The following is a 22721-nucleotide window of genomic DNA, read 5'->3' on the forward strand; positions in this document are numbered from 1 at the left end:
CCATGAACTCAGACATCGACGCGCTGGAACTGCTCCCCGGCGGCGACGACACCACGGAGATGGAGTGCACCTGGACGTGCAGCACCTACTCCTGCCCCGCCACCTGCACCCTCACCGAATAGTCCGGGCAGACCGATGGAGCTCGACCTCGACGCTCTGCAGGCCCTGCCCGAGGACCAGGACACCGACGCGATGCAGTGCGCCGTGACCTGCACCTTCGACAGCTGTACGTACACCTGCAAGGTCACCGGCTGACGGCTCCGGCCCGTCACGGAGACCGGTCGACAGCAGCGGGAGGGGTGCCGGACCTGTTCCGGCGCCCCTCCCGCGTACCCGGGGGACGCCCGCACGGCGAGGGGAAGAGAGGCGATCACGTGACAAGGAACGAACCGGGGCCGGAGGCGGTGCCGGGGCCGGGCAGCGGCGACCGCCCGCAGGGCGCGGGCCGGTTGCTGGCCGGGGCCGTCCGGCACACCGGCGGACGGCTGTCCCTGCTGGTCGCCCTGATGGTGCTGCGCATCTCCGCCGCGCTGGCCCTGCCCGCCCTGCTGGCCGCCGCGGTGAACGCGGTGCTGCACGGCCGAAGCGGCGTCGGCCCGGCGCTGGCCTGGGGCGCGGTGACCACGGCCGGCGCGGTCGGCGACACGCTGATGGCACCGCTCGGCGTGTCCTGCGCCGCGTACGGGACCCGCTGGCTGCAACTGCGCACGGTCGGCCATCTGCTCGGCCTGGGCGGGCGCTCGCCGGTGCCGGCCGGCGAGGCGGTCACCCAGGTCACCCAGGCCGCCCAGCAGGCCGGGGCGCTGCCCGTCGCGGTGGCCGAATGGGGTGTGACGGTGACCGGTTCGGCCGCGGCGCTGGTCGCCCTGTGGTGGCTGGACTGGCGCTGCGGGCTCGCGTTCCTGGTGGTCGTCCCGCTGACGGTGCTGATCACCCGCCGCTTCGTGAGCCGGGTGACACGGGTCCAGAGCGGCTATCTGGCCGCCCAGTCGCGTATCGCCGTGCGGCTGCTGGCCGCGCTCTCCGGGGCCCGGACCATCCGGGCCTCCGGGACGCTGGACCGCGAGGTGACCCGGGTGCTCGCGCCACTGCGGGAGGTGTCCGCGGCCGGGTACCGGATGTGGCGGTTGCAGAAGGGCACCGTCTGGCAGTTCGGCCTGCTGCTCTCGCTCACCGAGGCGCTGGTGCTCGCGGTGGCGGGCCTCGGCGTCGCGGACGGGCGGCTCTCGCCCGGGGAGTTGGTGGCGGTGGCCGGATACCTCCAACTCGCCTTCCCCGCGGTGCAGCAGGTCGACGTGTTCTTCACCCTCGCCCAGGCGCGCGCCGCCGCGGGCCGCCTCGCCGGGACCTTCGCGCACCCGGGTGTCCGCTACGGGACCGGGGCCCCCGGTCCGGGGGCGGGCGCGGTGTCCTTCCGCGGGGTCACCGTCCTGGCCGCCGCGGCGGAGGGTGCGCAGCGGCCGACCGGGGACTCGGCTGCCGAGCGCCCGACCGGCGCGCCGGTGCTGGACCGGATCGACCTGGACATCCCGGCCGGCGCCTGCGTGGCGCTGGTCGGCCGCACGGCCTCGGGCAAGAGCGTGCTCGCCGGGCTGCCCGGCCGGCTCGCGGACCCGGACGAGGGCGAGGTGCTGCTCGACGGCCGCCCGGTGCGGGAGTTGGCGGAGGACCCGCTGCGGTCCGCGGTCACCTACGCCTTCGAACGGCCCGCCCTGCTCGGCGGCACCGTGCGCGAGACCATCGGCTACGGGCGGCCCGGGCTGTCGCGGGACACCGTGCGGGAGGCCGCGCGGGCCGCCGCCGCGGACGGATTCGTCCGGCGGCTGCCCGACGGCTACGACACCCCGATGGAGCGGGTGCCCCTGTCGGGCGGCGAACGCCAACGGCTCGGTCTGGCCCGCACCCTGGCCCGCTCGGCCCGGGTCTACGTGCTGGACGACGCCACCTCGGGCCTGGACACCGTCACCGAGTCCGAGGTGAGCGCGGCGGTCACCGGCGCGCTCGCCGGGCGCACCCGGATCGTGGTGGCCCACCGGGTGGCCACGGCCGCCCGCTGCGACCAGGTGGTCTGGCTGGACGGCGGCCGGGTCCGGGCCCGCGGCACGCACGCCGAGCTGTGGCGCGACCCGGCGTACCGGGCGGTGTTCGCCGCGGATGGAGCCGAACACGGCACCCCGGGGCCGGAGGACGCCGTGCATCACGGCACGGGCGAGGAGAAGGGCGGGGAGCGGTATGCCGGACATCGTGGGATCTGACCCGGGGCTGCGGCTGCTGCGGGAGGCGACGGCCGGCTCCCGGCGGTCGCTGGTGCGGGCGTTGGGCTGGTCGGCCGTCCAGGCGGCGCCCGCGCTGGCCTCCGGCCGCATGCTGGCCACGGCCCTCGACCACGGCTTCCTGGCCGGCCGGCCGATGGTCGGGATCGGCTGGCTGGCCGGGATCGCCGCACTGTACGGCGTACGCGCGGCGGCCCAGCGGGCGGTGTTCGACCCGCTGGCCGCGATCGTCGAGCCGATGCGGGACGAGCTGGTGCGCCGGGTGGTGCGCGGGGCGCTGCGCCGGGCCGTCCACGAGGGACTGCCCGGGGCCGGGCCCGACGCCGCCGGGGTGACCCGGTTGAGCAGCCAGGTGGACGCGGTGCGCGGCACGGTCTCCGCGCTGCTGCGGACGGCGCTGCCGCTGGCGGTGAACCTGCTGGCCGCGCTGCTCGGCCTGGCCTCCCTCGACCTGCGGATGGCGGTCGTGGTCGCGGTGCCGCTGCTGGCGGCCGTGGCGGCCTTCGTCCCGGCGATGCGCACCCTCACCCGGCGCCGGGCCGCCTTCCTGCTCGCGGAGGAGCGGGTGGCCGCCGCCACCGGCTCGGTGGTCGGGGCGGCGCGCGACGTGGCCGCCCTCGGGGCCCGCCGCGAGGCGCTGGCCGAGGTGCAGCGGGCGGCCGCCGCCTCGGCCGGGGCGGCGACCACCGTGGCCTGGGCGAACGCGCTCCGCGTCCCGGTGATCCTGATCGGCGGCCAACTCCCGGTCCTGGGCCTGCTGCTCGCCGGGCCGTCCCTGGTGCGCCACGGGACGGTGTCGCCGGGGGCCGTGATCGGCGCGGTCAGCTACGTCACCGCGTACCTGATCCCGGCGCTCCAGCAGATGACCGGCTCGGTGGCCGGCTTCTGGAGCCAGCTCCGCGTGCTGGCCGCCCGGCTGGCCGCCACCTCCGCCCGGCCCGACCCGCCCGCGCCGGCGGAGGGTCCCGCGGGCGACGGCGACGCGGAACTCGCCGTGCACGGGCTCACCTTCGCCTACGGTCCGCACGCCGCCCCCGTCCTGCGCGACGTCTCCTTCACCGTCCCCGACGCCGGCCATCTCGCCCTGGTCGGGCCCAGCGGCGTGGGCAAGTCCACGCTCGCCGGGCTGCTGGCCGGGATCGGGCAGCCGGACGCGGGCCGGGTCACGCTGGGCGGGCGGGCGATCGCCGCGCTGCCCGAGGCCGAGCGCGCGGCTTCGGTCGCCCTGGTGCCGCAGGAGGCGTACGTCTTTCCCGGCACGCTGCGGGAGAACATCGCCTACCTCTCGCCGGACTCCTCCGACGACACGCTGGACCGGGCCGCCGCGGCGGTCGGTCTGGGCCCGCTGCCGGCCCGGCTCGGCGGCTACGACGCCGAACTCGCCGACCCGGCGAGCACGCTGTCCAGCGGGGAGCGCCAACTGATCGCGCTGGCCCGGGTGTACGCCTCCCCCGCCCGCCTGGTGATCCTGGACGAGGCCACCTGCCACCTCGACCCCGCCGCCGAGGCCGCCGTGGAGGCGGCCTTCGCCCGCCGCCCGGGCACGCTCGTGGTGGTCGCCCACCGGTTGAGCAGTGCCGCCCGGGCCGCCCGGGTACTGATCCTGGACGCGGACGGCCACGCGTACGGCACACACGCCGAACTACTCGCCACACACCCGGGATACGCCACCCTGGTCGGCCACTGGAACGCACCCCTCCCGACCCCCGTCCCCTAACACGGCATCCGGTACAGGCCCCGCGACCCCGCACCGGCCCGCCGCCGAACCGCTGAACCCGACGCCGTCACACCCGAACCGGCCGCACCGGAGCGAAGGCGGCCACCAGGGAGGCCCGCGAACGGGCGCCGGTCTTGCGGAAGATCCGGGTCAGATGCGCCTCCACGGTCTTGACGGAGACGAACAGCGCGCCGGCCACCTCCCGGTTGGACATCCCCCGGCAGACCATGTCGAGGATCTGCTCCTCCCGTGCCGACAGCACCTCGCCCTCCCGGCTCCGGGGGCCCTGCCGCGCGGATGTCCGGCGCGGCCGGCTGGCCCCGATCCTGCGCTGGGTGTCGACGGCGACCCCGCGCAGCCAGCGGGCGCCCATCCGGTCGGCCCGCTCCTTCGCCCGTCCCGCCTCGGTGGCGGCGTCCTCCAGCCGGCCCACCGCGACCAGCCGCTGGGCCAGTTCGAGGCGGACCCGGCACTCCAGGACCGCGAGGCCGGCCGCGGCCGACAGCTCCACGGCGGCGGAGAGCGACCGTACGGCGGCCTCGTCCGGCGTGTGCAGGGCCTGCGCGCGCAGGGCCTCGGCCCGTGCTCCGGCCGTGGGAAAGGCGGTTGCCCCCTGTGCGGCCCGGGTGGCGTACTCCCGGGCGCCGGCCGCGCCCAGGTCCGAGGCCGCCGCGGTCGCCGCCGACCACCACAGCACCCGCACTCCGGCCACCGGCGGCCGATCCGTACCGCGTGCGGCCGGCAGTACCAGCGCAAGGCACTCCCCGGGCCGCCCCTGGGCCAGCCGGGCCCACCCGAGCACGCCGGCCGCCGCCTCCCCCAGCGCCCCAGGGCCCGGGTGCTGCCGCAGCACGTGATCAGCGAGATCCGCCGCGCCGTCCGGGCCCTCGCACCACAAGGTGGTCCACGCGCGCAGCACCCGCGCCCAGCCGGCCCGTTCACCGTCGCCGAGCAGCAGCGCGGTCTCCTCCGCCTCGCGGGTGTCGCGCAGCGCGGCGGACAGGCCGCCGAGCGCGGCATGCCCGTAGCCGCGGCCGAGCAGCAGCGGCGGCAACGCGGCAACGCGCCCCGTACGGCGGGCGATTCCCAGTGCCCGGGTGAGCAGCCGGAGCGCGTCGCCGTGCCGCTCCGCGAGGTTGAGGGCCCAGCCCAGGCGGGCCACGGCATCGAGCCTGCCGGCCAGTTCGGGGTCGCCGAGCGCGTCGGCCATCCGGACGGCGTCCAGGATGCCGTCGGCGCCGTCGGTCCCGGCCGGCCGGGGTGGATCGCCGGCCATCGCCCCCGCCAGGGCGAGCGTGGCCGCGGCGTCCACGCGCAGCACGTCGGGAGCGCGGTCGGCGTGCCGAAGCGCCTGGTGGACGTGGCGGCGGGTGGCCGGCAGGTCCCCCTCGGCCGCGGCCATCGCGGCCTTCCGCAGGAGCAGGACGCGCTCGCCGCGGGCGCCGGGCCGCGGGTCTGCCGCCAACTCGGCGTCCAGCAGCGCCCGTGCGAGGCGGCGGCGCCCCAGGTCGGACTCCAGCCGGGTGTGCAGGTCCACGATCAGGGTCCTGTCGAGCAGGTCCCCGGGACAGGTCGCGGGCGTGGCGTCGTTCCCCGCGGCCTCCAGCAGGGCGGGCAGGAGGCGACGGCACTCGGCGTACTGCCCGGTGCGTTCGGCCGCGTGGTACAGCAGCGCCGCTATACGGAAACGCTCGGCGGGCCTGATGCCTTCGGGGTCACCTGGGCCGTCAGGGTCGGCGGCGTCGTCGTCGGGCAGGATGCGCAGGGCGGCGCGCAGCCAGGACGCCGCGGTGGCCGGCCGGGTGTCCAGCACGTTTCGCGCCGCGCGGGCCAGCAGGCACGCGGTCCGCCGGTCGCCCTGCTCGGCGGACCGGGCCAGATGCGGCGCGCGCTGCACGAGGGGCGCACCGACCCGGTCCAGCGCTTCCGCGGCTCGCGTGTGTGCGGTGATGCGCCGGCCCGGGGGCGTTCTGGCGTACAGCAGCGTGCGCAGCAGCGGATGGCGGAAGCGGAACAGCGGCGCGCCACCGTCGACCGCGCGGATCAGGTCGCGTGCCACCAGGTCGTCGAGCACGCTCAGCACCGCGTGCGTCGCGCGGTCGGCGACGGCCGCCACCAGCGCGGGGGCGAACGGATCGCCGAGCACGGCCGCGCAGCGGACCACCTCGATCTGCTCAGGGGCGAGCCCGTCGAGGGCGCGCAGCGGAGGGCAGTTGGCGGGCAGCGGGACGGTGCCCGGCGGGTGGTCGGCGGTCGCCAGCTCCCGCAACTGAGGCGACGTGAGGTGGCTCAGCACGCCGAGCCAGCCCGGGACGCCGCCGCTCAGCTCGTACAGCAGCCCCTCACGCATCGGGCCGGTGCCAGGGGGCAGTTGGGCGGCGAAATCCTCCGGGGTCAGCGGCCCGACCGGAATCCGGTGGGTCCGGTAGCTGTCGCTGGCCGCGGCGAGGCAGGACACCAGCCAGATCGGCGGCTGGCCGGTCGACACCGTGTACGTGATCACGGTCGGCACGGACGGGCGCTCGGCCAGCAGGCGCCGCAGCGGTCGCGCCGTCTCGGGGCCGGCCCGGTCGAGGTCGTCCAGGCAGCGCACCACGCCGCGGCCCGGCGATGCCCGGACGACCTGGAGGCCGTGCGCCACCAGCAGCCCGCCACGACGCGCGCCGGCCGCGAGTTCACCGAGCAGCCGGGTCCTGCCGCTGCCGGGTTCACCGGCGATCTCCACCAGCAGGGACGCGCCGTCGAGGCAGGCGCCGACCAACTCCTCGACGCTCACCGGGGTGTGAGTCGCTGTACGTCTCATCGTGGGTGGCGCGATCCTCTCCGTGTACAGCCTGTTCCCCGGCTCCGTGTACAGCCTGTTCCCCGGCTCCGTGTACGGCCTGTTCCCCAGCTCCGTGTTCGGCCTGTTCCCCGGCGGTCGTGCCGGGTTCGCCGCTCCGGGCCGGGTGTCCGCGGCCGTCGGCGGGCGAGGCGGCGTCTCCGCGGCGGCGCCTCCCCCCGGGCGCGCCCGCGCGGTCGCCGGCGGGCGCGCGGGGGGCGGGTCTTCGCCGCCGGGCCGGGCAGCGGCGGACCGCGATCTGGCTCGCACGGGCGGTGCTCACCCGTACGCGCCGACCGGGTCCCTGGGCTCCGGTGTCAGGAGTGCGGCCAACTCCCGGCGGTTGGCCGCCTGCGTCTTCTCCAGGAGGTTGGCCACGTGCCGTTCCACCGTGCGGTGCGACAGGTGGAGCGCGGCCGCGATCTCGCGGTTGGTGTGGCGGCGGCCGAGCCGGGTGAGCACCTCGAACTCGCGCACGGTCACGCCGAGGCGCCACAGCCGCTCGGGCACGTCGGCGCTGCCGTGCCGGCGCTGCCGCACCCGCTCGCCGAGGTCGCGCAACTGGCTGCGGCAGTGCCGGGCGGCGGGCTGTATCCCGTGCGCGGCGTAGAAGAGTTCGGCCTCCTGGAGCCAGCGGACCGGCTCGCCCCAGCCGTCACGGGCAGCCGTGCGGGCGACCAGCCCCAGGCCGAGGTGGCGCGCCGGCGGATAGCTCGCCGCGACCGCGCACGCCTGCCTGAGCGCGCTCTCCGCGGCGCGGGCATCGCCTTCGCGGCCGGCCAGCACGGCGTCGGCGAGGTGGACGAAGAACGCGTTCCACGGCAGCCGGCCGGCCGGGTGGGCGGAGATCGCCGCATGGTCGCGCCGGCCCGCCGAGCCGTCCACGCAGTCCAGCAGCAGGGTGAGGCCGTACGGGCCGCACAGGTGGTGGGTGTCGGAGTGCTCGCCGCTCCCCGCGCGGTCGCCGTCTCCGGCGTGGAGCTGGTGCAGGAGGGCCCGTGCGGCTTCGCCGGCGCCGTGCAGCAACTCGCAGACCGCGTGGCCGAGTCCCCGCACGATCGGCACCTCGTCCTCGCGGTCCCCGCGCCAGGCGTCGAAGCGCGCCGAGGCGTCGGCCAGCGCGTCCCGCCGGCCCTGGTGGGCGTGGATCAGCGCCTGCACGGCCAGCGCGTGGCTTCCGAGGCCCAGGAGCCCCAGCCGCTCGATGTCCACCCACGCCGTGTCCACCAGCGCGGCCGCCTGGGAGAAGCGGCCGCGGAACAACGCGTCCACCGCCAGCAGGAGTTGCCTGCGGGGGGCCTCGATCACCGCCGCGACGGCGCTCGCCTCGGCGACCGCGGCCTCCAGGCGCGCCGCGTCGTCCGACCGTGTCGCGGGGTGGCCGCCGAGCAGCCGCACCGCCTCCAGCCGGGCCCGCTCCCGCGCTCCCGGCGTCCCGTGCCGGACGGCCCGCTGGTAGGTCAGGACCGTCCGGTGGGGCCGCTGCGCCGCGAGGCGCCGGCTCGCGGCGCCGGCGGCCGGAGACCGGCGAGGGAGAGCGGGCGCGGCCGCGCCGGCCGGCCGCGGGCCGCGGCCCGCGGCGCCGGGCCGGAGGTCGTCCGCCGCGGAGGCAGCGGTGGACGCGCGGCTCGCCGCGGGGGCCTGAACGGTGTCGGGGCTCTGCGCCGGCTGCTCGCGGGCTTGGTCATCGCGCATGGCGTGCCTCCACGGAGTTCGGGTACGTGCCGACGGCTACGGCGCCGGGGCGGTCGGCTGAGATGAATGCGCGGGCGGTAACGGACGTTGCACGCATACCTGGCACCACCTCGATCCGGTGTCCCGCTCTCGGAGGTCCGCAGGAGCCCTGCGCGACCCGCACCACCGCCGTCCGGGCACGGCCGCACCCGCGTCGGCACGGGTGCGGTGCCGGGTGCGGCCGGACCGGAAACGTGCCCGCCCGCACCCGTGCTGCTCGGCCGTGCCGAGCCGTCGTCGTGATGGATCGAGCGTCGCCTGCCGGGTACCGGCTTCCTATGGGGACCGCCCCCCGCATTCCACCGCGCCCACCGGTCACGGCCCCCGCCCGCACCGGAATATGGGGGCCGTCCCCCATAGGAGGTGCGGGCCATCGATGGCAGGATCGCGGGCGTGATCGATCCGCAGACGTGGTGGACCGGCGGCGTGGCCTTGGCCGAGCGGCTGCCGCCGCCCCCGATATCCGCCGGCACCCCCAGCCTGGCGGAGAGTTGGCGGTCCGACTACTCCTCGCCCGCGCTGCTGCGGGCCCGGCTGGCGGACCGGGGGCTGGACGAGGACGGCCTGCGCGCCTTGCTCGCCGAGGAGCCCGCGGCCCTGGCCGGCCGGATCGAGAGGCCCGGCTGGGTCGGCACGGTCGAGGACGCGCTGGCCTGCGCTCCGCTCGACCCGCCGCTGCCGGCCGGCGGCTCGTGGTCGGCGGGCTTCGCCACGGTGCTCGCGCCGTTCACCGAGACGGCGGCCACGCGGCTGCTGCGGGCGGTCGAACGGTACGGCCTCGCGGAGCTGACCGACCAGGAGGCGCTCCGCGGCTGCTTCACCGACGGGTTGGGCCGGGCGCTCGTGCAGCTCGCCCGGCGGACCCTGGTGCTCGAACTCAACGTCCTGAGAGTGCGCGAGCGGCTGCGCGGCAGCACTCCGGAAGGCCGGTTCCACGACTTCGTCCGGCAGACCTCGGCCCGGGCGGGACTGCGCGCCCTGGTCGCCGAGTACCCGGTCCTGGCACGGCTGCTGGCGCAGACCTGCGATCAGGCTGTGGCGGCCTGGACCGAGTTGCTGCGGCGCCTGGTCGCCGACCGGACCGCAGTGGTCGAAGGTCTCCTCGGCGGCGTCGACCCCGGCCTGCTGGTCCAGGTGGACATGAGCGCCGGCGACCGCCACCAGGGCGGACGGGCGGTCGCCGTACTGTCCTTCGAACACGGCGCCCGGGTGGTGTTCAAGCCCCGCCCGGTCACCGTGCACGGGCACTTCAACGACACCGTCCGCTGGCTCAACTCCCGCCTGGACGGCCTGGATCTGCGCGATCTGGCCGTGCTCGAACGCTCGGGCTACGGCTGGGTCGAGTACGCCGCGGCCGCACCGTGCGCGGGCCCGGCCGAGGTGGGCCGGTTCTACTGGCGGCTCGGCGCGCTGCTGGCCCTGATCCACGCGCTCGGCGCCACCGACATGCACTTCGAGAACCTGATCGCCTGCGCCGACCAGCCCGTCCTGGTCGACCTGGAGACGCTCTTCCACCCGGACCTGTCCGGGCCCGCGGGCGGCGACCCGGCGCAGGCGGTGCTGACGGCGTCGGTCGCGCGGACCGCGCTGCTGCCGTTCTTCCTGGTCGGCGAGCACGGCGTGCTGGACGTCTCCGGTCTCGGCGGTGACCGGGACACCCCGCTGCCCGGCGAGGTGACCGGCTGGTCGGCGCCCGGGACGGACGAGATGCAACTGGTCCGGACCGTGGGGGTGTTCCGCGGCTCGGCCAACCGGCCGCTGCTGCGCGACGCCGAAGCCGACCCCGCCCTCCACGTGGATTCCCTCGTCGCCGGCTTCCGGGCGGGCTACGACGTGATCGCCGGCCACCGTACGGAACTCACCGGCCCCGGCGGCCTGCTGGCCCGCTTCACGCACGATGTGACGCGGGCGGTGGTCCGTCCCACCCGCTCGTACGCGGTCCTGCTGGACGAGTCCACTCATCCCGACGTCCTGCGCGACGCGCTCGACCGGGACCGGCTCCTCGACACGCTGTGGCGCGAATCGGCCGGCGGCCCGGGGCTGCGCGCGCTGGTCGGCGCCGAGCTGGCCGAACTGTGGGCGGGGGACGTCCCCGTGGCCGCCTGCTCCCCCGGTACGACGGAACTGGCGGTCGGCCCGCTGACGGTCGACGGCCTGGTCACCGAGTGCGGCCTGGCCCGGGCCGAGCGCCGGATCGCGGCGATGGGCGAGACCGACCGCTTCGACCAGGAGTGGATGATCCGCGCCACGCTCGCGACCCGGCGCCGCGACGGCGGACCGCGCGCCGCCGTCGCGCCGCCCGGCCCGCCGGCCGCCACCGTGCCCGACGCCGAGCGGCTGCTGGCGACCGCCTGCGGCATAGCCGACCGCATCCTGGCCAGCGCCCAGGACGACGGCCGGCGGGTCAACTGGCTGGGCCTGGAGCCCCTGGACGACCGGATCTGGGCGGTCCAGCCGCTGGGCGCCGGACTGCCGCACGGCTACTGCGGCACCGCGCTCTTCCTGGCGGAGCTCGCCGACCTCACCGGCACCGAGCGGTACACCTCGGTCGCGCGGCGCGCGCTGGCCCCGCTGCCGGGCCTGCTCGCCGCGCTGGCCGAGCGGCCGGCCGACCTGCCCGCCATCGGCGCGGGTTTCGCGGGCCTTGGCGGGATCGCCTACGCGCTCAGCCGGCTCGCCACCTTGTTGGACGACGCGGAGATCGCCGGCTGGGCCGCCGCGACGGTCGACCTGGCCGCGGCCGCGGCCGGTGCGAGCCCGCAGCCCGGGGTCCTCGACGGCGACGCCGGCTGCCTGGCGGCGATGGTCGCCGTGCAGCGGGCCACCGGGTCTGCGGCGGCGGGCCGCGTCGCGCGGGCCTGCGCCGACCGTCTCGCCGCCCACGCACCCGACGCCCTGCCGACCGGTGGTTTCAGCACCGGGGCCGCCGGCGTCGGTTGGGCGCTGCTGCGGTTCGCGGCAGCCGGCGACGCGCCCGGACACGCGGCGATCCACGGCGGACCCGGACACGCTGCACCTGGCGGCGGCCAGCCCGGACACGCGGGGGCCAACGGCCGGCCCGGCCACGCGACACCGGGCGGCGGACCCTGGCACACCGCGACCAGCGGCACACCCGGACACACCACGACCGGCAGCCAGCCCGGACACGCGGGAGCCAACGGCCAGCCCGAACACGCGACACCGGCCAGCGGACCCTGGCACACCGCGACCAGCGGCACACCCGGACACGCGACTCCGGGCGGCGGACCCGGATACGCGGCACCCGGCAGTGAACACGGGTCCACGGCAACCGGGAGTGGACCCGACCACGCGGCACTTGGCAGCGGACCCTGGCACACCGCCACCGGCGGCACACCCGGACACACCACGACCGGCAGCCAGCCCGGACACGCGGGAGCCAACGGCCAGCCCGAACACGCGACACTCGGCAGCGAACACGGGTCCACGGCGACCGGGAGTGGACCCGGCCGCGCGACACCGGCCAGCGGACCCTGGCACACCACGACCAGCGGCACACCCGGACACACCACGACCGGCAGCCAGCCCGGACACGCGGGAGCCAACGGCCAGCCCGAACACGCGACACCGGCTAACGGACTCTGGCACACCGCAACCGGCAGCACACCCGGACACACCACGACCGGCAGCCAGCCCGGACACGCGGGAGCCAACGGCCAGCCCGGACACGCGACTTCGGGCGGCGGACCCGGATACGCGGCACCCGGCGGCGGACCCGGGCACACCGCGACCGGCGGCGGAGCCGCATACGCGGCGGCCGGCCTGGCCGCGCTGCGTACGGCGGCGGGCCGGTGCGCGACGGCCCCGGTCGGGACCGGCTGGTGCGACGAACTCTCGGGCACCGCGCTGGCGATCGCCGACAGCGCGGCCGCCGCGGACGTCCCCGAGCTGGCCGCGCTGCTGGATCTCGTGGTCGCGCGCGCCGCCGCGCCGACCGCGGGCGACCACAGCCTCTGCCACGGCGAGGCGGGAGCCCTCGACCTCCTCCTCGCCGCGTCCCGCGCGGGCCGTGCCCGGCCCGGCGCGGCCCTGCCCCGCGCGGCCGCGCTGCTGGCCGCGCTGGACCGGTTCGGCCCGCGCTGCGGGACACCCGACTCCGTCAGCAGCCCGGGGCTGCTGACCGGCCTGGCCGGCATCGGGCACGCGTTGCTGCAGCTCGGCTTCGCTTCCCGTGTTCCCTCGGTACTGCTGTTGCAGTCGCCGGCCTCGTGACCGCCCACCCCGGCCCTTCGAAGGAGAGCATCCGATGAGCGACAACGCCCTCGTCAACGTGTGGAAGAACCCCGCTGCCCGGAACGGGGCCGTCGTCGCCCACCCAGCGGGCGCCATCCGCCTGGGCACGGGTGCGGTCGTCGGCCGCCGCGCCCAGTTGCTGGCCGGCCTGGCCACGATGGAGGAGGAGCCCTCCACCGTGTTTCCCACCTACTCCCTGACCTTCACCTCCATGTGCGACCCCGGGGGTTACTGACCGCACCGGAGGAACCGACGAGCGTTCCCCCCGCCCCTGGCAGATGATCAGAGCCGGAGATACCCTCCGTTGGTGCTCATCACATCACCAACGGTGATCGGGCGCGGCGCTGAACTCGCCGTGCTCGACGCGAGTCTCGCCGCTGCCCGTGAAGGGGACGGCCGGGCGGTGTTCCTGCTCGGCGAGGCCGGGATCGGCAAGTCGCGCCTGGCCGCGGAGTGCGCGTTCCGCGCGTTCACCCGCGGCCTGGCGGTGCTGCGCGGCCGGTCCGGGGCCGCCAGCGGCGCCGCCGCGCCCTTCCGCCCGATCGCCGAGGCCCTGCTGTCGTTCGTCCGGCTCGGCGGCCTGCCCGAGGACGCCGAACTCGCCCCGTACCGTTCGGCGTTGGGCGGCCTGCTGCCCGAGTGGCGCGCCACCGGGCACCCAGGCGCGCCGGCCTCGCCGGTGGAGACGGCCGAGGCGATGCTGCGGCTGCTGGTCACCATCGGACGGGACCTGACGCAGCACCGGCACCCGGGCTGCCTGCTGGTCCTGGAGGACCTGCACGACGCCGACACCGAGACCCTCGCCCTCATCGAGTACCTGTGCGACAACCTCCGGGGGCAGCCGATCTTCCTGCTGGCCACCCTCCGCCCGGAGCCAGGACCGGCCGAGCAGTTGGCCCGGCAGGTCGCCCAGCGCCGGTCCGCGGTCCTCGCCGAACCGCGCCCGCTGACCGGCGAGGAGGTCCGGGTGATGGCCGAAGCGGCCCTCGCGGCCACCGGACCGCCGCCGCACGACGCGGCGGTCGGGCTGCCCCAGGAGGTGGTCGACCGGCTCGCCCGGGACGCCGACGGCAACCCGTTCGTCGTCGAGGAACTGCTCAGCGGCATGATCAGCGCCGACGTGCTGCGCCGCGGGCCGGCCGGCGGCTGGCAGGTCTGCGGCGATCTGGACATCGATGTCCCCCGGACCGTCGTGCACAGCGTCTCCCAGCGCTCCGCCCGGCTCAGCCCGGACGGGCGGGCCCTGCTCAACAGCGCCGCCGTGCTCGGCCGGCGGTTCTCGCTGGCGGTCCTGCAGGCGGTCAGCGGGCTGCCGGACCGCGACCTGCTGGTCCATCTGCGAGCCGGCATGGACGCCCACCTCATCTCGCCCAGCCGTCCGGTGGGCGACTGGTACGAGTTCCGGCACACGCTCACCGCCGAGGCTCTCGTCGCCGCGCTGGTGCCCGCGGAACGCGCCGCGATCGCGGCCCGGGGCGCCGACGCGATCGAACGCGCGCACCCCGGGCTGCCCGGTGAGTGGTGCGTCCTGGTCGCCGCCCTGCGGCAGGCGGCCGGGGACGCCCGGGCCGCCGCGCTGCGCTTCGCGGAGGCCGGCCGGTCCGCACTGGACAGCGGCGCCGTCAACTCCGCCGTGTCACTGCTCGAACGGGCCCTCGACCTGCTGCCCGGGGCCGACCAGGCCGCCGAACGGGCGCCGCTGGTCGAGCAGTTGGTGTACACGCTGGTGGAGAACGGCCAGCTGGACCGGGCCTGCGCCCTGGCCGACGAGCTGCCGGAGGCCGGTCCTGGCGCGCTGGACGCGGTCCGGGCCGCCACCTTGCAGGCCCGGATCGCCTGGGCGGCCGTGACGGCCGCGCGGTTCGAGGACGCCGCGGGGCGGGTGCGCCAGGTCCGCCAACTGCTCCGGCTGGTTCCCGACGGCGACGGCCCGTCCGCCGGCGCCGCGCTGGGGCCGGCGGTCAAGATGGTCGAGGCCCATCTGATCCTCTCCGGCGTGCGGGAGAGCGGCGGCGACCGCACCCACGAGGCGGAACGGCTGGCCCGGCAGGCCGCGGACGGCGCGGAGCGCGCCGGGCTGCCGGAGATCGCCTGCCAGGCATGGCAGTTACTCGCCGTGCTGGCCCGCCGGCACGGCTTCGAGCAGTCCGACACGTACCTGGAGAAGTGCCTCGTGCTGGCCAACGAGCACCGGCTGACCGCGTGGCAGCTCGACACCCTGATGTGGCTGGGCGTCAACGACTTCATGCGCACCGGCTCCTCCGCCCGCCTGGAGCGGGCCCACCGGGCGGCGCTCGGCCACGGCGCGCTGGCACTGATGTACCGGGCCGAGGCCGCCATGGCCATGCAGCAGGTCCTGCGCGGCGACTACGCCGGGGCCCAGGAGCTGGCCGACCGCTGCGCCGAGGGCACCGCGCGGCTGCGGGACGCCGACAACCACCAGTTCGTCCTGCTCACCCGTGTGGCGCTCGCCGCCCACCAGGGGCGGCGCCGGCAGATGGAACGGGAGCTGGCCGAGTTCCGCCGCTGGGGCGGTGAGCAGTCGCTCCAGTCGCCGCAGGCGTTCGGCAGCCGCGCCATCTGCGCGCTGCTGGAGGAGGACCAGGAGCGGGCGCTGCGCGAACTCGACGAGGCGTTCGCCTGGGAGCAGGGCAACCCTTCCGTGCACTACCTCAACGGCCGCTACGGACTGCGGCCGCTGCTGCGCGCGCTGACCGGGCAGGCCGGCCCCGAGGAGCACGCGGAGATCGTCGCCGACCCCTCCGCGGCGCTTCCCTGGAACCGGCAGTTCGAACGGCTCGCGTTCGCGGTGCACGAGGGCCGGGCCGGCCGCGGAGCGGCGGCCGAGGCCGCGGTGGCGCAGGCGCAGGAAGCGGGCGAGCCGTTCCTGATGGCCCGCCGGCTCGGCCAGCGGCTGGTGGCGCCGGTGGCGCTGGCCGACCGCTGGGGTGACCCGGTGGGCTGGCTGCGCGACGCCGAGGAGTACTTCTACAGCGCGGGCGTGCCGGCCGTGGCCAACAGCTGCCGCGACCTGCTGCGCCGGGCGGGCGCGACCGTCCGGCAGCGGCGGGACGGAACGCCCGGCGTACCGACCCAGCTGCGACGCCAGGGGCTGACCGCACGCGAGTACGAGGTGTTCTTGCTGCTCGCGCCGCGCCTGGGGAACCAGGAGATCGCCGAGCGGCTGTACATCTCCCCGCGGACGGTGGAGAAGCACGTCGCCAAGCTGCTCGCCAAGACCGGCCGGCCGCACCGCTCGGCCCTGTGCGACTACGCGACCGAACTCATCACGCAGCTCCACTGAGCCGGCCGCGAAGCGTACGCGCGCGAGGCGTACGAGCACGGGGCGTACGAGCGCGGGGCGCGGGTCAAGCGGCGGCCGACCCGGTCGGGGCGTCGGCCCCTCCCCTCGCGCCGACCGCCACCGCCGGCCGGACCGGCGTCATCAGATCGAAGGTGGCGCACTCCTCCGGCAGCCCTCGTTGCCAGGCAGCAGCGCCGGGCCGGCCACCGCGGCTCCGAGCGGGGCAACGCCCGTGCCGCGCAAGGGGTACGGGCCCGTCGCGTGCTGATCCGTCATCGTCCGTCCCGCTCTCTCTCTCGCTTCCCTGCCTCGGCGTGGAAGGAGACGCGCCGCGGGGACCTCGGCCACCGGCGGCTCCCCGCCGCGCCCGCGGAATCTCTCGCCACGGCCACTCGTATCGCCCATCGTGGACATGTCGCGTCCGCTCGCGCGGCGTGGGGCCGGGCGGCCTGCCGCGCGCTCAGGCGGACGCCTCCGCCGCCGGGAACAGCTCCCGGACCCGCTGGAGGGTGCCGGGGGATTCGAGCGTGGCGGGGTCAAGGCGCAGGACCGGCCGGGGGGCGAGGCCGTCGCGTGTCGCGGCGGACAGCCGGGCGCGGCCACCGCCGGTGATGTTCAACAGGACGCGGGCGCCCCTGGGCACGCGGCCTTCCCGCACGGATCGGCCCAGGCAGGCGAGGGCCACCGCCGCCGCGGGTTCGATGTCGATCCCCTCGGTCCGCGCGAAGAGTTCGGCGGCCGCGCGGGCCGCCTCGCCGGGGCAGTGCAGGACGTCACCGCCGCTCGTGCGCAGCGCCTCCTCGATGCCTCCGGTGAGGGCGTACGGCGGGTGCTGGTTGACGAGTTCGTCCGCGTACACCCGGCCGGTCGCGGCGCGGCGCTGCCGCTTGTCCACCGGGCCGCGGGCCGCGGCGCCTTCGTGCCACAGCCGGTGCACCGGTGCGACGCCCTCGTTCTGGCAGATCAGCAGCCGCGGTGTCGCCGGGCCGTAGTGGCCGGAGGCGATCAGCCGGGTGGCCGCCTCGTGGACCGCGATCGCCCCGACCGCGCTGCCGACGGCCTGGACGTAGACCTCCGGCAGCGTGCCCATCGCCTCGACCGCGGACAGCAGGACCGTGGCGAGGCCGTCGCGCCGGGCGACGTTCCACGCCCCGCCCACGGCCCGGAACCCGGGTAACGCCGAGACCCGTTCGGCCAGTTCGATGGCGTCGTCGTAGTCGCCGCCCGCGATCGACACCAGCCGGACGGTCGGCGCGAGGTCGGGGACCGCGGCGAACCGGTGCAGTCCGCTGTCCGGCACCACGAGCAGGCACTCCACCCCGGTCCTGGAGAACACGGAGGCGAACGCGGCGGCGGTGTTGCCGACGGACGGCACCACGAGGACCGGGGGACGCTCGGGCAGCCGGCCGAAGACGGCGTACGCCTCGAGTTCCTTGAACGTGCCGGTCCGCAGGTCGGCGCCGCGTTCCGGCCAGTAGCCGTTGAACGCGATCCACAGGTCGTCGAGGCCGAGCGCGCGCCCCGACTCCTCGCCGCGGTAGACGACCGTCCGGCCCGCCCCGGGAAGGGTGCGGACGACCGGCAGCCAGCGCCGGTAGCGGTACAGGCCGTCGGCCGCGGGGCTCACCGCGAGTTCCCGGTCGTGGTAGCGGGTGCGCAGCAGCGCCGGCGGGTGGCTCCGCGGGCAGCGCAGGGTGAGTCCGTCGTCGGCCATGGTGTGGCCGCAGGCCCGGCAGACCAGGTCGTAGTGGCGTGCGGTGTGCGTCGGGACCGTGCTGTTGCGGACAACGTCCTTCGCGCTCACGGGTGTTCCCTCTCCTCGGGCGGTCGGCATCACGCACCGCTCTCGTGGGCGTCCTCCGGCGGCCTCGGCAGGAAGCCCGTCTCGATGAAGTACGTGAGGTACTGGTGCAGCAGCGCGGACCCGACGGGGGCCCCGACGAGCGGGGTTCCGGCCAGCCCCCGCAGGAGGTTGCGCCGGTCGGCCCGGAGCCGGTACGCCCCGGTGGCGGGCCGCGGAGCGCTGTCCAGCAGCAGGGCGGCGTGCAGCGACGTCCGTTCGGAGACGGACGTCCTGGCCGCCGCGTCCGCGAGCCGCTGCCGCCACGCGTCGTACGGGACGGGCTCCAGGCGATAGCCGAGGGCGGCCACCCGGTCCAGCACGGTCCCGGTCCCGATCGCGGCCGGGGCGGCGATGTTGTAGACCGTGCCGTCCGCCCGCCCGCCGAGCGCGAGATGGGTGAACGCCTTGGCCACGAAGTCCACCGGGACCAGGTTCGCCTGGAAGTCGACCTCCGTGGCCGGGCGTGCGCCCAGCTCGACGCAGGCCCTGACGAAGTGCCAGAGCGCGTCGTCGCCGCTCACCACGCTGCTGCGGGAGTCGCCGCTGACGTGCGCCGGGCGGTGGACCGCGGTCGGGATGCCCCGTTCGTGCGCGAGGCGGAGGATGCCCTCCGCGACCCACTTGCTCGCCGCGTAGCCGCTGAACTCCAGCAGGGCCGGGTCGCTGCGCCATGCCTCGGGCAGGACGTCGGGGTCGCCGGGGCCCGCGATGGCGGTGCTGAGCGTGGAGACGTAGTGCACCGGCTTCACCCGGTGCAGGGCCGCCAGCCGGCAGATCTCGCGTACCGCCAGCACGTTGGCCTTCCTCAGCCGCGCGTACGGTTCGGTGAGGTTGACCCGGGCGCCGTTGTGGAAGACCGCCTCGACCTGGCGCGCGAGCCGGTCGAAGCGCTCCGGCGGCAGTCCCAGGAGGGGCCGCTCCAGGTCCCCCGGGACGGGGACGATCCGCCCCGCGAACCGCTCCTCCCACAGTCCGTACCCGTCCAGGGTCCGGTGGACCCGCTTCAGGGCCTGCCCCGGATCGGCCGCGCGCACCAGGCAGAAGACGTCCGCTGCCGTGCGGTCCAGCACCTCGCGCAGGATGAACGCGCCGAGGAACCCGGTGGCGCCGGTGAGGAGGACGCTGCGCGGGGCCCGCCCGTCCGGCACCCGGGGCGTGTGCCCCTCGGCGGTGACGGCGGGGTCGAGGTGGACGTCGGCGATCAGCCGGTCCGCGGCGGCGGGCAGGCTCGTCGCCCCGGCCGCCGGGGCCTCGTCCAGCAACGGCGCGAGCGCGGCGACGGTGTCGTGGTCGAAGATCACCTTCAGCGAAAGGGCCGCGGCCAGGCGCTCGTTGACGATCCCGACCAGCCGGGTGGCGAGCAGCGAGTGGCCCCCGAGGACGAAGAAGCTGTCGTCGATGCCGACCCGCTCGACGCCGAGCACCTCGGCGAACAGCGCGCACAGTTCCGCCTCGCGCCGCGACCGCGGCTCCCGGCCGGTCACGTCGGCCGGGTACGCGGGCACGGGCAGGGCCCGCCGGTCCAGCTTCCCGTTCGCCGTGAGCGGCAGCGCGTCCAGCACGACCACGGCGGCGGGCACCATATGGGCCGGCAGCCGGTCGGCGACGGCCGCCCGCAGCTCCGCGGCGCTGACGTCCGCGCCGGGGGCGGCCGGGACGACGTAGCCGGTCAGGCGCTTGTCCCCGGGCGTGTCCTCCCGCACCACCACCACAGCCCGGGAGACCCGGTCGTCGGCGAGGAGGGCCGCCTCGATCTCGACCGGCTCGATCCGGAAGCCGCGGATCTTGACCTGGTGGTCGGCCCGGCCGACGAATTCCACCAGCCCCTCGGGGCTCCACCTCACCACGTCGCCGGTGCGGTACATCCGCTCCCCGGACCGGTGGGGGTCGGCGACGAAGCGCTCGGCCGTCAGCGCGGCCCGGCCGAGATAGCCGCGCGCCACATGGGCCCCCGCGACGTACAACTCGCCGGGCACACCGGGTGGGACGGGGCGCAGCCACGCGTCGAGCACGTACACCCGGGTGTTCCAGTAGGGGCGTCCGACCGGCACCGCTCCCCGCGGTGTCGGGGTGCCGGGCGCCATCCGGTGGTCGAGGCAGTTCACCGTCACCTCGGTGGGGCCGTAGGCGTTGACCACGACGGCGTCCGGGTGGCGGCGCCGCCACGGGTCGAGCGCCTCGCCGGTCAGCGCCTCCCCGCCCACGATCAGCGTGCCCGACGGGGACGCCCCGGGCGGCAGCGCCGCCAGCAGGGGCAGGTGCGAGGGGGTCACCTTCATGTACGACGGCCGCGGTCCGAAGACCACCTCCTCGTCCAGGTCCGCCAGCCGTACCGCCCCGCCGGAGACCAGCGGGACGTACAGCGCGGTCACCGTCGCGTCGAACGAGATCGAGGCGTGGAGCAGTGCGGTGCCGCCCGCCACGTCGCCGTGCACCGCGCGTTCCCGGGCCAGGTAGGCGACCACCGACCGGTGTTCGACCACCACGCCCTTGGGACGGCCGGTGGAGCCGGAGGTGTAGATCACGTACGCGGGGTGCTCCGGCCGCGGCCGGCTCCGGCGCTCGGTGTCGGTGAGCGCGTGCGTGCCCGCGGCGGCCAGCGCGGCGCGGACCCCGGGCGTGCCCAGGACGATCCGCGGCGGCGCCCCGGGCCCCTCGGGAAGCGCTGCCTCCAGCCGGTCCGCCACCGACGTGTGGGTGAGGACGGCGACCACCCCGGCGTCGGCGGTCGTGCTCGCGATCCGCTCCGCCGGGTACGCCGGGTCGACGGGCACGTAGGCGCCGCCGGCCTTGAGCACCGCCAGGTAGGCGACGACCAGCGCGGCGGAGCGGTTCATGACCACCGCCACCCGCGACTCGGGCCGCACTCCCCGGGCGAGGAGCAATCGGGCCAGCGCGTTCGAGCGCTCCTGGAGTTCGGTGTACGTCAGCCGGGCGTCCTCCGACACCACCGCGACGGCGCCGGGGGTACGGGCGGCCTGCTCGTCGACGAGTTCCGGCACGGTGGCGGCGGGCACCTCGCGGGCCGTGTCGTTCCACTCCACCAGGACCCGGTGCCGCTCGGCCCCGCCCAGGACCGGAACCCGGCCCAGCGGGGTGCCGGGGTCGGTCTCCAGGGCGGACACCACCCCCTCGGCCGCGGTCAGGAACAGGGTGCGCACGCAGTCGGGGTCGATCGGCTCCGCCGCCTGCGCGACGACCACGAACCCCGTACCGAGGTCGTCCACGGCCACCGAGAGGGGGTAGTTGGTCCGCCCCTTCGCCGAGAGGACCTCGACGCCGTCGAAGAGCCCGCCGACCTGGCGGCGGGCGTCGCTGTGGCGGTAGTTGAAGAGGGCGGTGAACAGCGGTGCCGGTGCGGCGACGCCGCTGGCGCGCTGGGCCACCGCGAGGGGCGCGTGCTCGTGGACGAGCAGGTCGGCGAGTTGGGCCCGCATGGCGCCGACCGCTTCGGCCACCGTCACGCCCCGGACTCGGGCCCTTACCGGCAGGGTGTTGATGAACAGGCCGGGGACCCGGTCGGCTCCGGCGCCGGCCCGCATCCGGCCGAAGAGCACGGTGCCGAACACGACGTCGTCGCGTCCCGAGACGGCGGCCAGCGTGCGTGCCCAGATGACGTGGAAGACCGTCGCGGGACTGACGCCGTGCCGGCGGGCCTGCTCCCGCACCCGGGCCGCGAGTGCGTCGTCCACCGCGCCCCGGGCCTCGCTGACGGCGCCGACGTCCCCTCGGGCCCGCTCCACGCCGAACGGCGCGGTAGGCTCGGTGACGTCGCCGAGGAGTGCCGCGAAGTGCGCCTCGTGCTCCTTGCTCGGGGTGCCGAGCCGGGCCTGCGCGACGAAGGCGCGGTAGGGCAGCGGTGCGGGCAGCGCGTCCTGGCGTCCGGCGAGCACCTCCCGTACCTCGTCCAGCATCACCTCAAGCGCGGTGTGGTCCTGGATGATGTGGTGCATCCGCAGCACCATGATCCACCGGCCGCCGGCCGGCTCCGCCGTGATGTGCGCGTCCATCAGCGGGGCACGGCCCAGGTCCAGGGCGGTCCCGGCGGCCTCGGCCAGCAGGCGCGCCGCGTCGTCGCCGGCCGCCGGGCCGGCCTCGACCTCGGTCACCTGGATCGCGGCGTGCCGGTGCACCACCTGCACCGGGTGGGGCAGGCCCTGCCAGGCGAGGGCGGTGCGCAGCACGTCGTGCCGGTCGACGACGTGCTGCCAGGCGGCCACGAAGGCGTCGAGGCGGGCCCGGGAGTCGAACCTCAGGACCTGGTGGAGAAGGTAGGGGTCGTGGCCGTCCCGGGCCGCCAGCCGGTGGTGGAAGAAGAGCCCTTCCTGCAACGGGGCCAGCGGGTAGACGTCCGCCACGTTCGCGGCGCCGCCGGGCACACCGGCCACCGCGTCGGCCAGCTGGCGGGCGGTCAGCCCGGCGAAGGGCACCATCCGGGGGGTGATCGCCGTCGCCTGCGCCGGAATCAGGCACGGTGGCACCACGACCTCGTCGCGGACCTCGGCTGCGGCCAGCCGGGCCACGGTGGGCGCCGCGAACAGGGTGCGGACGTCGACCGAGATGCCCCGGGTCCGCAGCCGTTCCACGAGCGCCACGGCGAGCAGGGAGTGTCCGCCGAGGTCGAAGAAGTCGTCGTCGACGCCGACCCGTTGCACCCCCAGCACCTGGGCGAAAGCCGAGGACAGGATCTCCTCCCGCACCGACACCGGACCCCGACCACCACCACGACCCGACCCCGACCCGTAATCCGGAACCGGCAACGCCCCACGATCCAGCTT

Annotated in this window: 11 protein-coding genes; 7 read left to right on the forward strand and 4 right to left on the reverse strand. The window is 76.4% G+C overall.

Annotated elements, in window-relative coordinates:
- The first annotated feature begins 2 nt into the window (after positions 1 to 2).
- The 4 genes from ACIPAE_RS35245 (at position 3) to ACIPAE_RS35260 (ending at position 3990) form a co-directional block, all read left to right on the forward strand.
- Complete coding sequence (locus ACIPAE_RS35245; RefSeq protein ID WP_329361881.1) at positions 3 to 122, forward strand: ALQxL family class IV lanthipeptide; 120 nt, start codon at positions 3 to 5, stop codon at positions 120 to 122.
- A 13-nt stretch (positions 123 to 135) separates the two neighbouring features.
- Entirely contained in the window at positions 136 to 255 is a 120-nt protein-coding gene (locus tag ACIPAE_RS35250) for an ALQxL family class IV lanthipeptide (protein ID WP_329361883.1), read from the forward strand.
- Positions 256 to 374: 119 nt separating this feature from the next.
- Positions 375 to 2255 carry an ABC transporter ATP-binding protein gene (locus ACIPAE_RS35255; RefSeq protein WP_402450937.1) on the forward strand — a complete coding sequence of 627 codons (1881 nt, stop codon included), beginning with the start codon at positions 375 to 377 and terminating at the stop codon, positions 2253 to 2255.
- Positions 2245 to 3990, forward strand: coding sequence for an ATP-binding cassette domain-containing protein (locus tag ACIPAE_RS35260; protein WP_402450939.1), 1746 nt, complete (start codon positions 2245 to 2247; stop codon positions 3988 to 3990). The genes ACIPAE_RS35255 and ACIPAE_RS35260 overlap by 11 nt, the downstream gene beginning before the upstream one ends.
- A gap of 67 nt (positions 3991 to 4057) precedes the next feature.
- Here the strand turns inward: ACIPAE_RS35260 and ACIPAE_RS35265 are convergent, their stop codons facing one another.
- On the reverse strand, positions 4058 to 6793 hold the full coding sequence (locus tag ACIPAE_RS35265) for a LuxR C-terminal-related transcriptional regulator (protein WP_402450942.1): 2736 nt from the start codon (positions 6791 to 6793) through the stop codon (positions 4058 to 4060).
- A gap of 297 nt (positions 6794 to 7090) precedes the next feature.
- Complete coding sequence (locus ACIPAE_RS35270; RefSeq protein WP_402450945.1) at positions 7091 to 8506, reverse strand: LuxR C-terminal-related transcriptional regulator; 1416 nt, start codon at positions 8504 to 8506, stop codon at positions 7091 to 7093.
- Between the two features lie 432 nt (positions 8507 to 8938).
- Here ACIPAE_RS35270 and lanM point away from each other — a divergent pair, with 432 nt between their 5' ends.
- From lanM to ACIPAE_RS35285, 3 genes are all read left to right on the forward strand, one after another.
- Complete coding sequence (gene lanM, locus ACIPAE_RS35275; protein WP_402450948.1) at positions 8939 to 12775, forward strand: type 2 lanthipeptide synthetase LanM; 3837 nt, start codon at positions 8939 to 8941, stop codon at positions 12773 to 12775.
- A gap of 34 nt (positions 12776 to 12809) precedes the next feature.
- Positions 12810 to 13031 (forward strand): hypothetical protein, encoded by a 222-nt coding sequence (locus tag ACIPAE_RS35280; protein WP_328472806.1) that lies wholly within the window; start codon positions 12810 to 12812, stop codon positions 13029 to 13031.
- 72 nt (positions 13032 to 13103) lie between these two features.
- On the forward strand, positions 13104 to 16100 hold the full coding sequence (locus ACIPAE_RS35285) for a helix-turn-helix transcriptional regulator (protein ID WP_402450952.1): 2997 nt from the start codon (positions 13104 to 13106) through the stop codon (positions 16098 to 16100).
- Between the two features lie 460 nt (positions 16101 to 16560).
- Here ACIPAE_RS35285 and ACIPAE_RS35290 read toward each other — a convergent pair whose 3' ends face one another.
- The gene (locus ACIPAE_RS35290; RefSeq protein WP_402450955.1) at positions 16561 to 17904 is read right to left on the reverse strand and encodes a cysteate synthase; all 1344 of its coding nucleotides are present in this window, start codon (positions 17902 to 17904) and stop codon (positions 16561 to 16563) included.
- A 29-nt stretch (positions 17905 to 17933) separates the two neighbouring features.
- Complete coding sequence (locus tag ACIPAE_RS35295; RefSeq protein ID WP_402450958.1) at positions 17934 to 22649, reverse strand: amino acid adenylation domain-containing protein; 4716 nt, start codon at positions 22647 to 22649, stop codon at positions 17934 to 17936.
- Positions 22650 to 22721 lie beyond the last annotated feature (72 nt).

Source organism: Streptomyces sp. NPDC087270 (assembly GCF_044744625.1).
Taxonomy (GTDB): Bacteria; Actinomycetota; Actinomycetes; order Streptomycetales; family Streptomycetaceae; genus Actinacidiphila.

Bases quoted from the DNA above. Each gene is read 5' to 3' on its own strand.
- ACIPAE_RS35245 (WP_329361881.1), top strand. From the start codon at position 3: ATGAACTCAGACATCGACGCGCTGGAACTGCTCCCCGGCGGCGACGAC.
- ACIPAE_RS35265 (WP_402450942.1), bottom strand. From the start codon at position 6,793: ATGAGACGTACAGCGACTCACACCCCGGTGAGCGTCGAGGAGTTGGTC.
- ACIPAE_RS35280 (WP_328472806.1), top strand. From the start codon at position 12,810: ATGAGCGACAACGCCCTCGTCAACGTGTGGAAGAACCCCGCTGCCCGG.
- ACIPAE_RS35270 (WP_402450945.1), bottom strand. From the start codon at position 8,506: ATGCGCGATGACCAAGCCCGCGAGCAGCCGGCGCAGAGCCCCGACACC.
- ACIPAE_RS35250 (WP_329361883.1), top strand. From the start codon at position 136: ATGGAGCTCGACCTCGACGCTCTGCAGGCCCTGCCCGAGGACCAGGAC.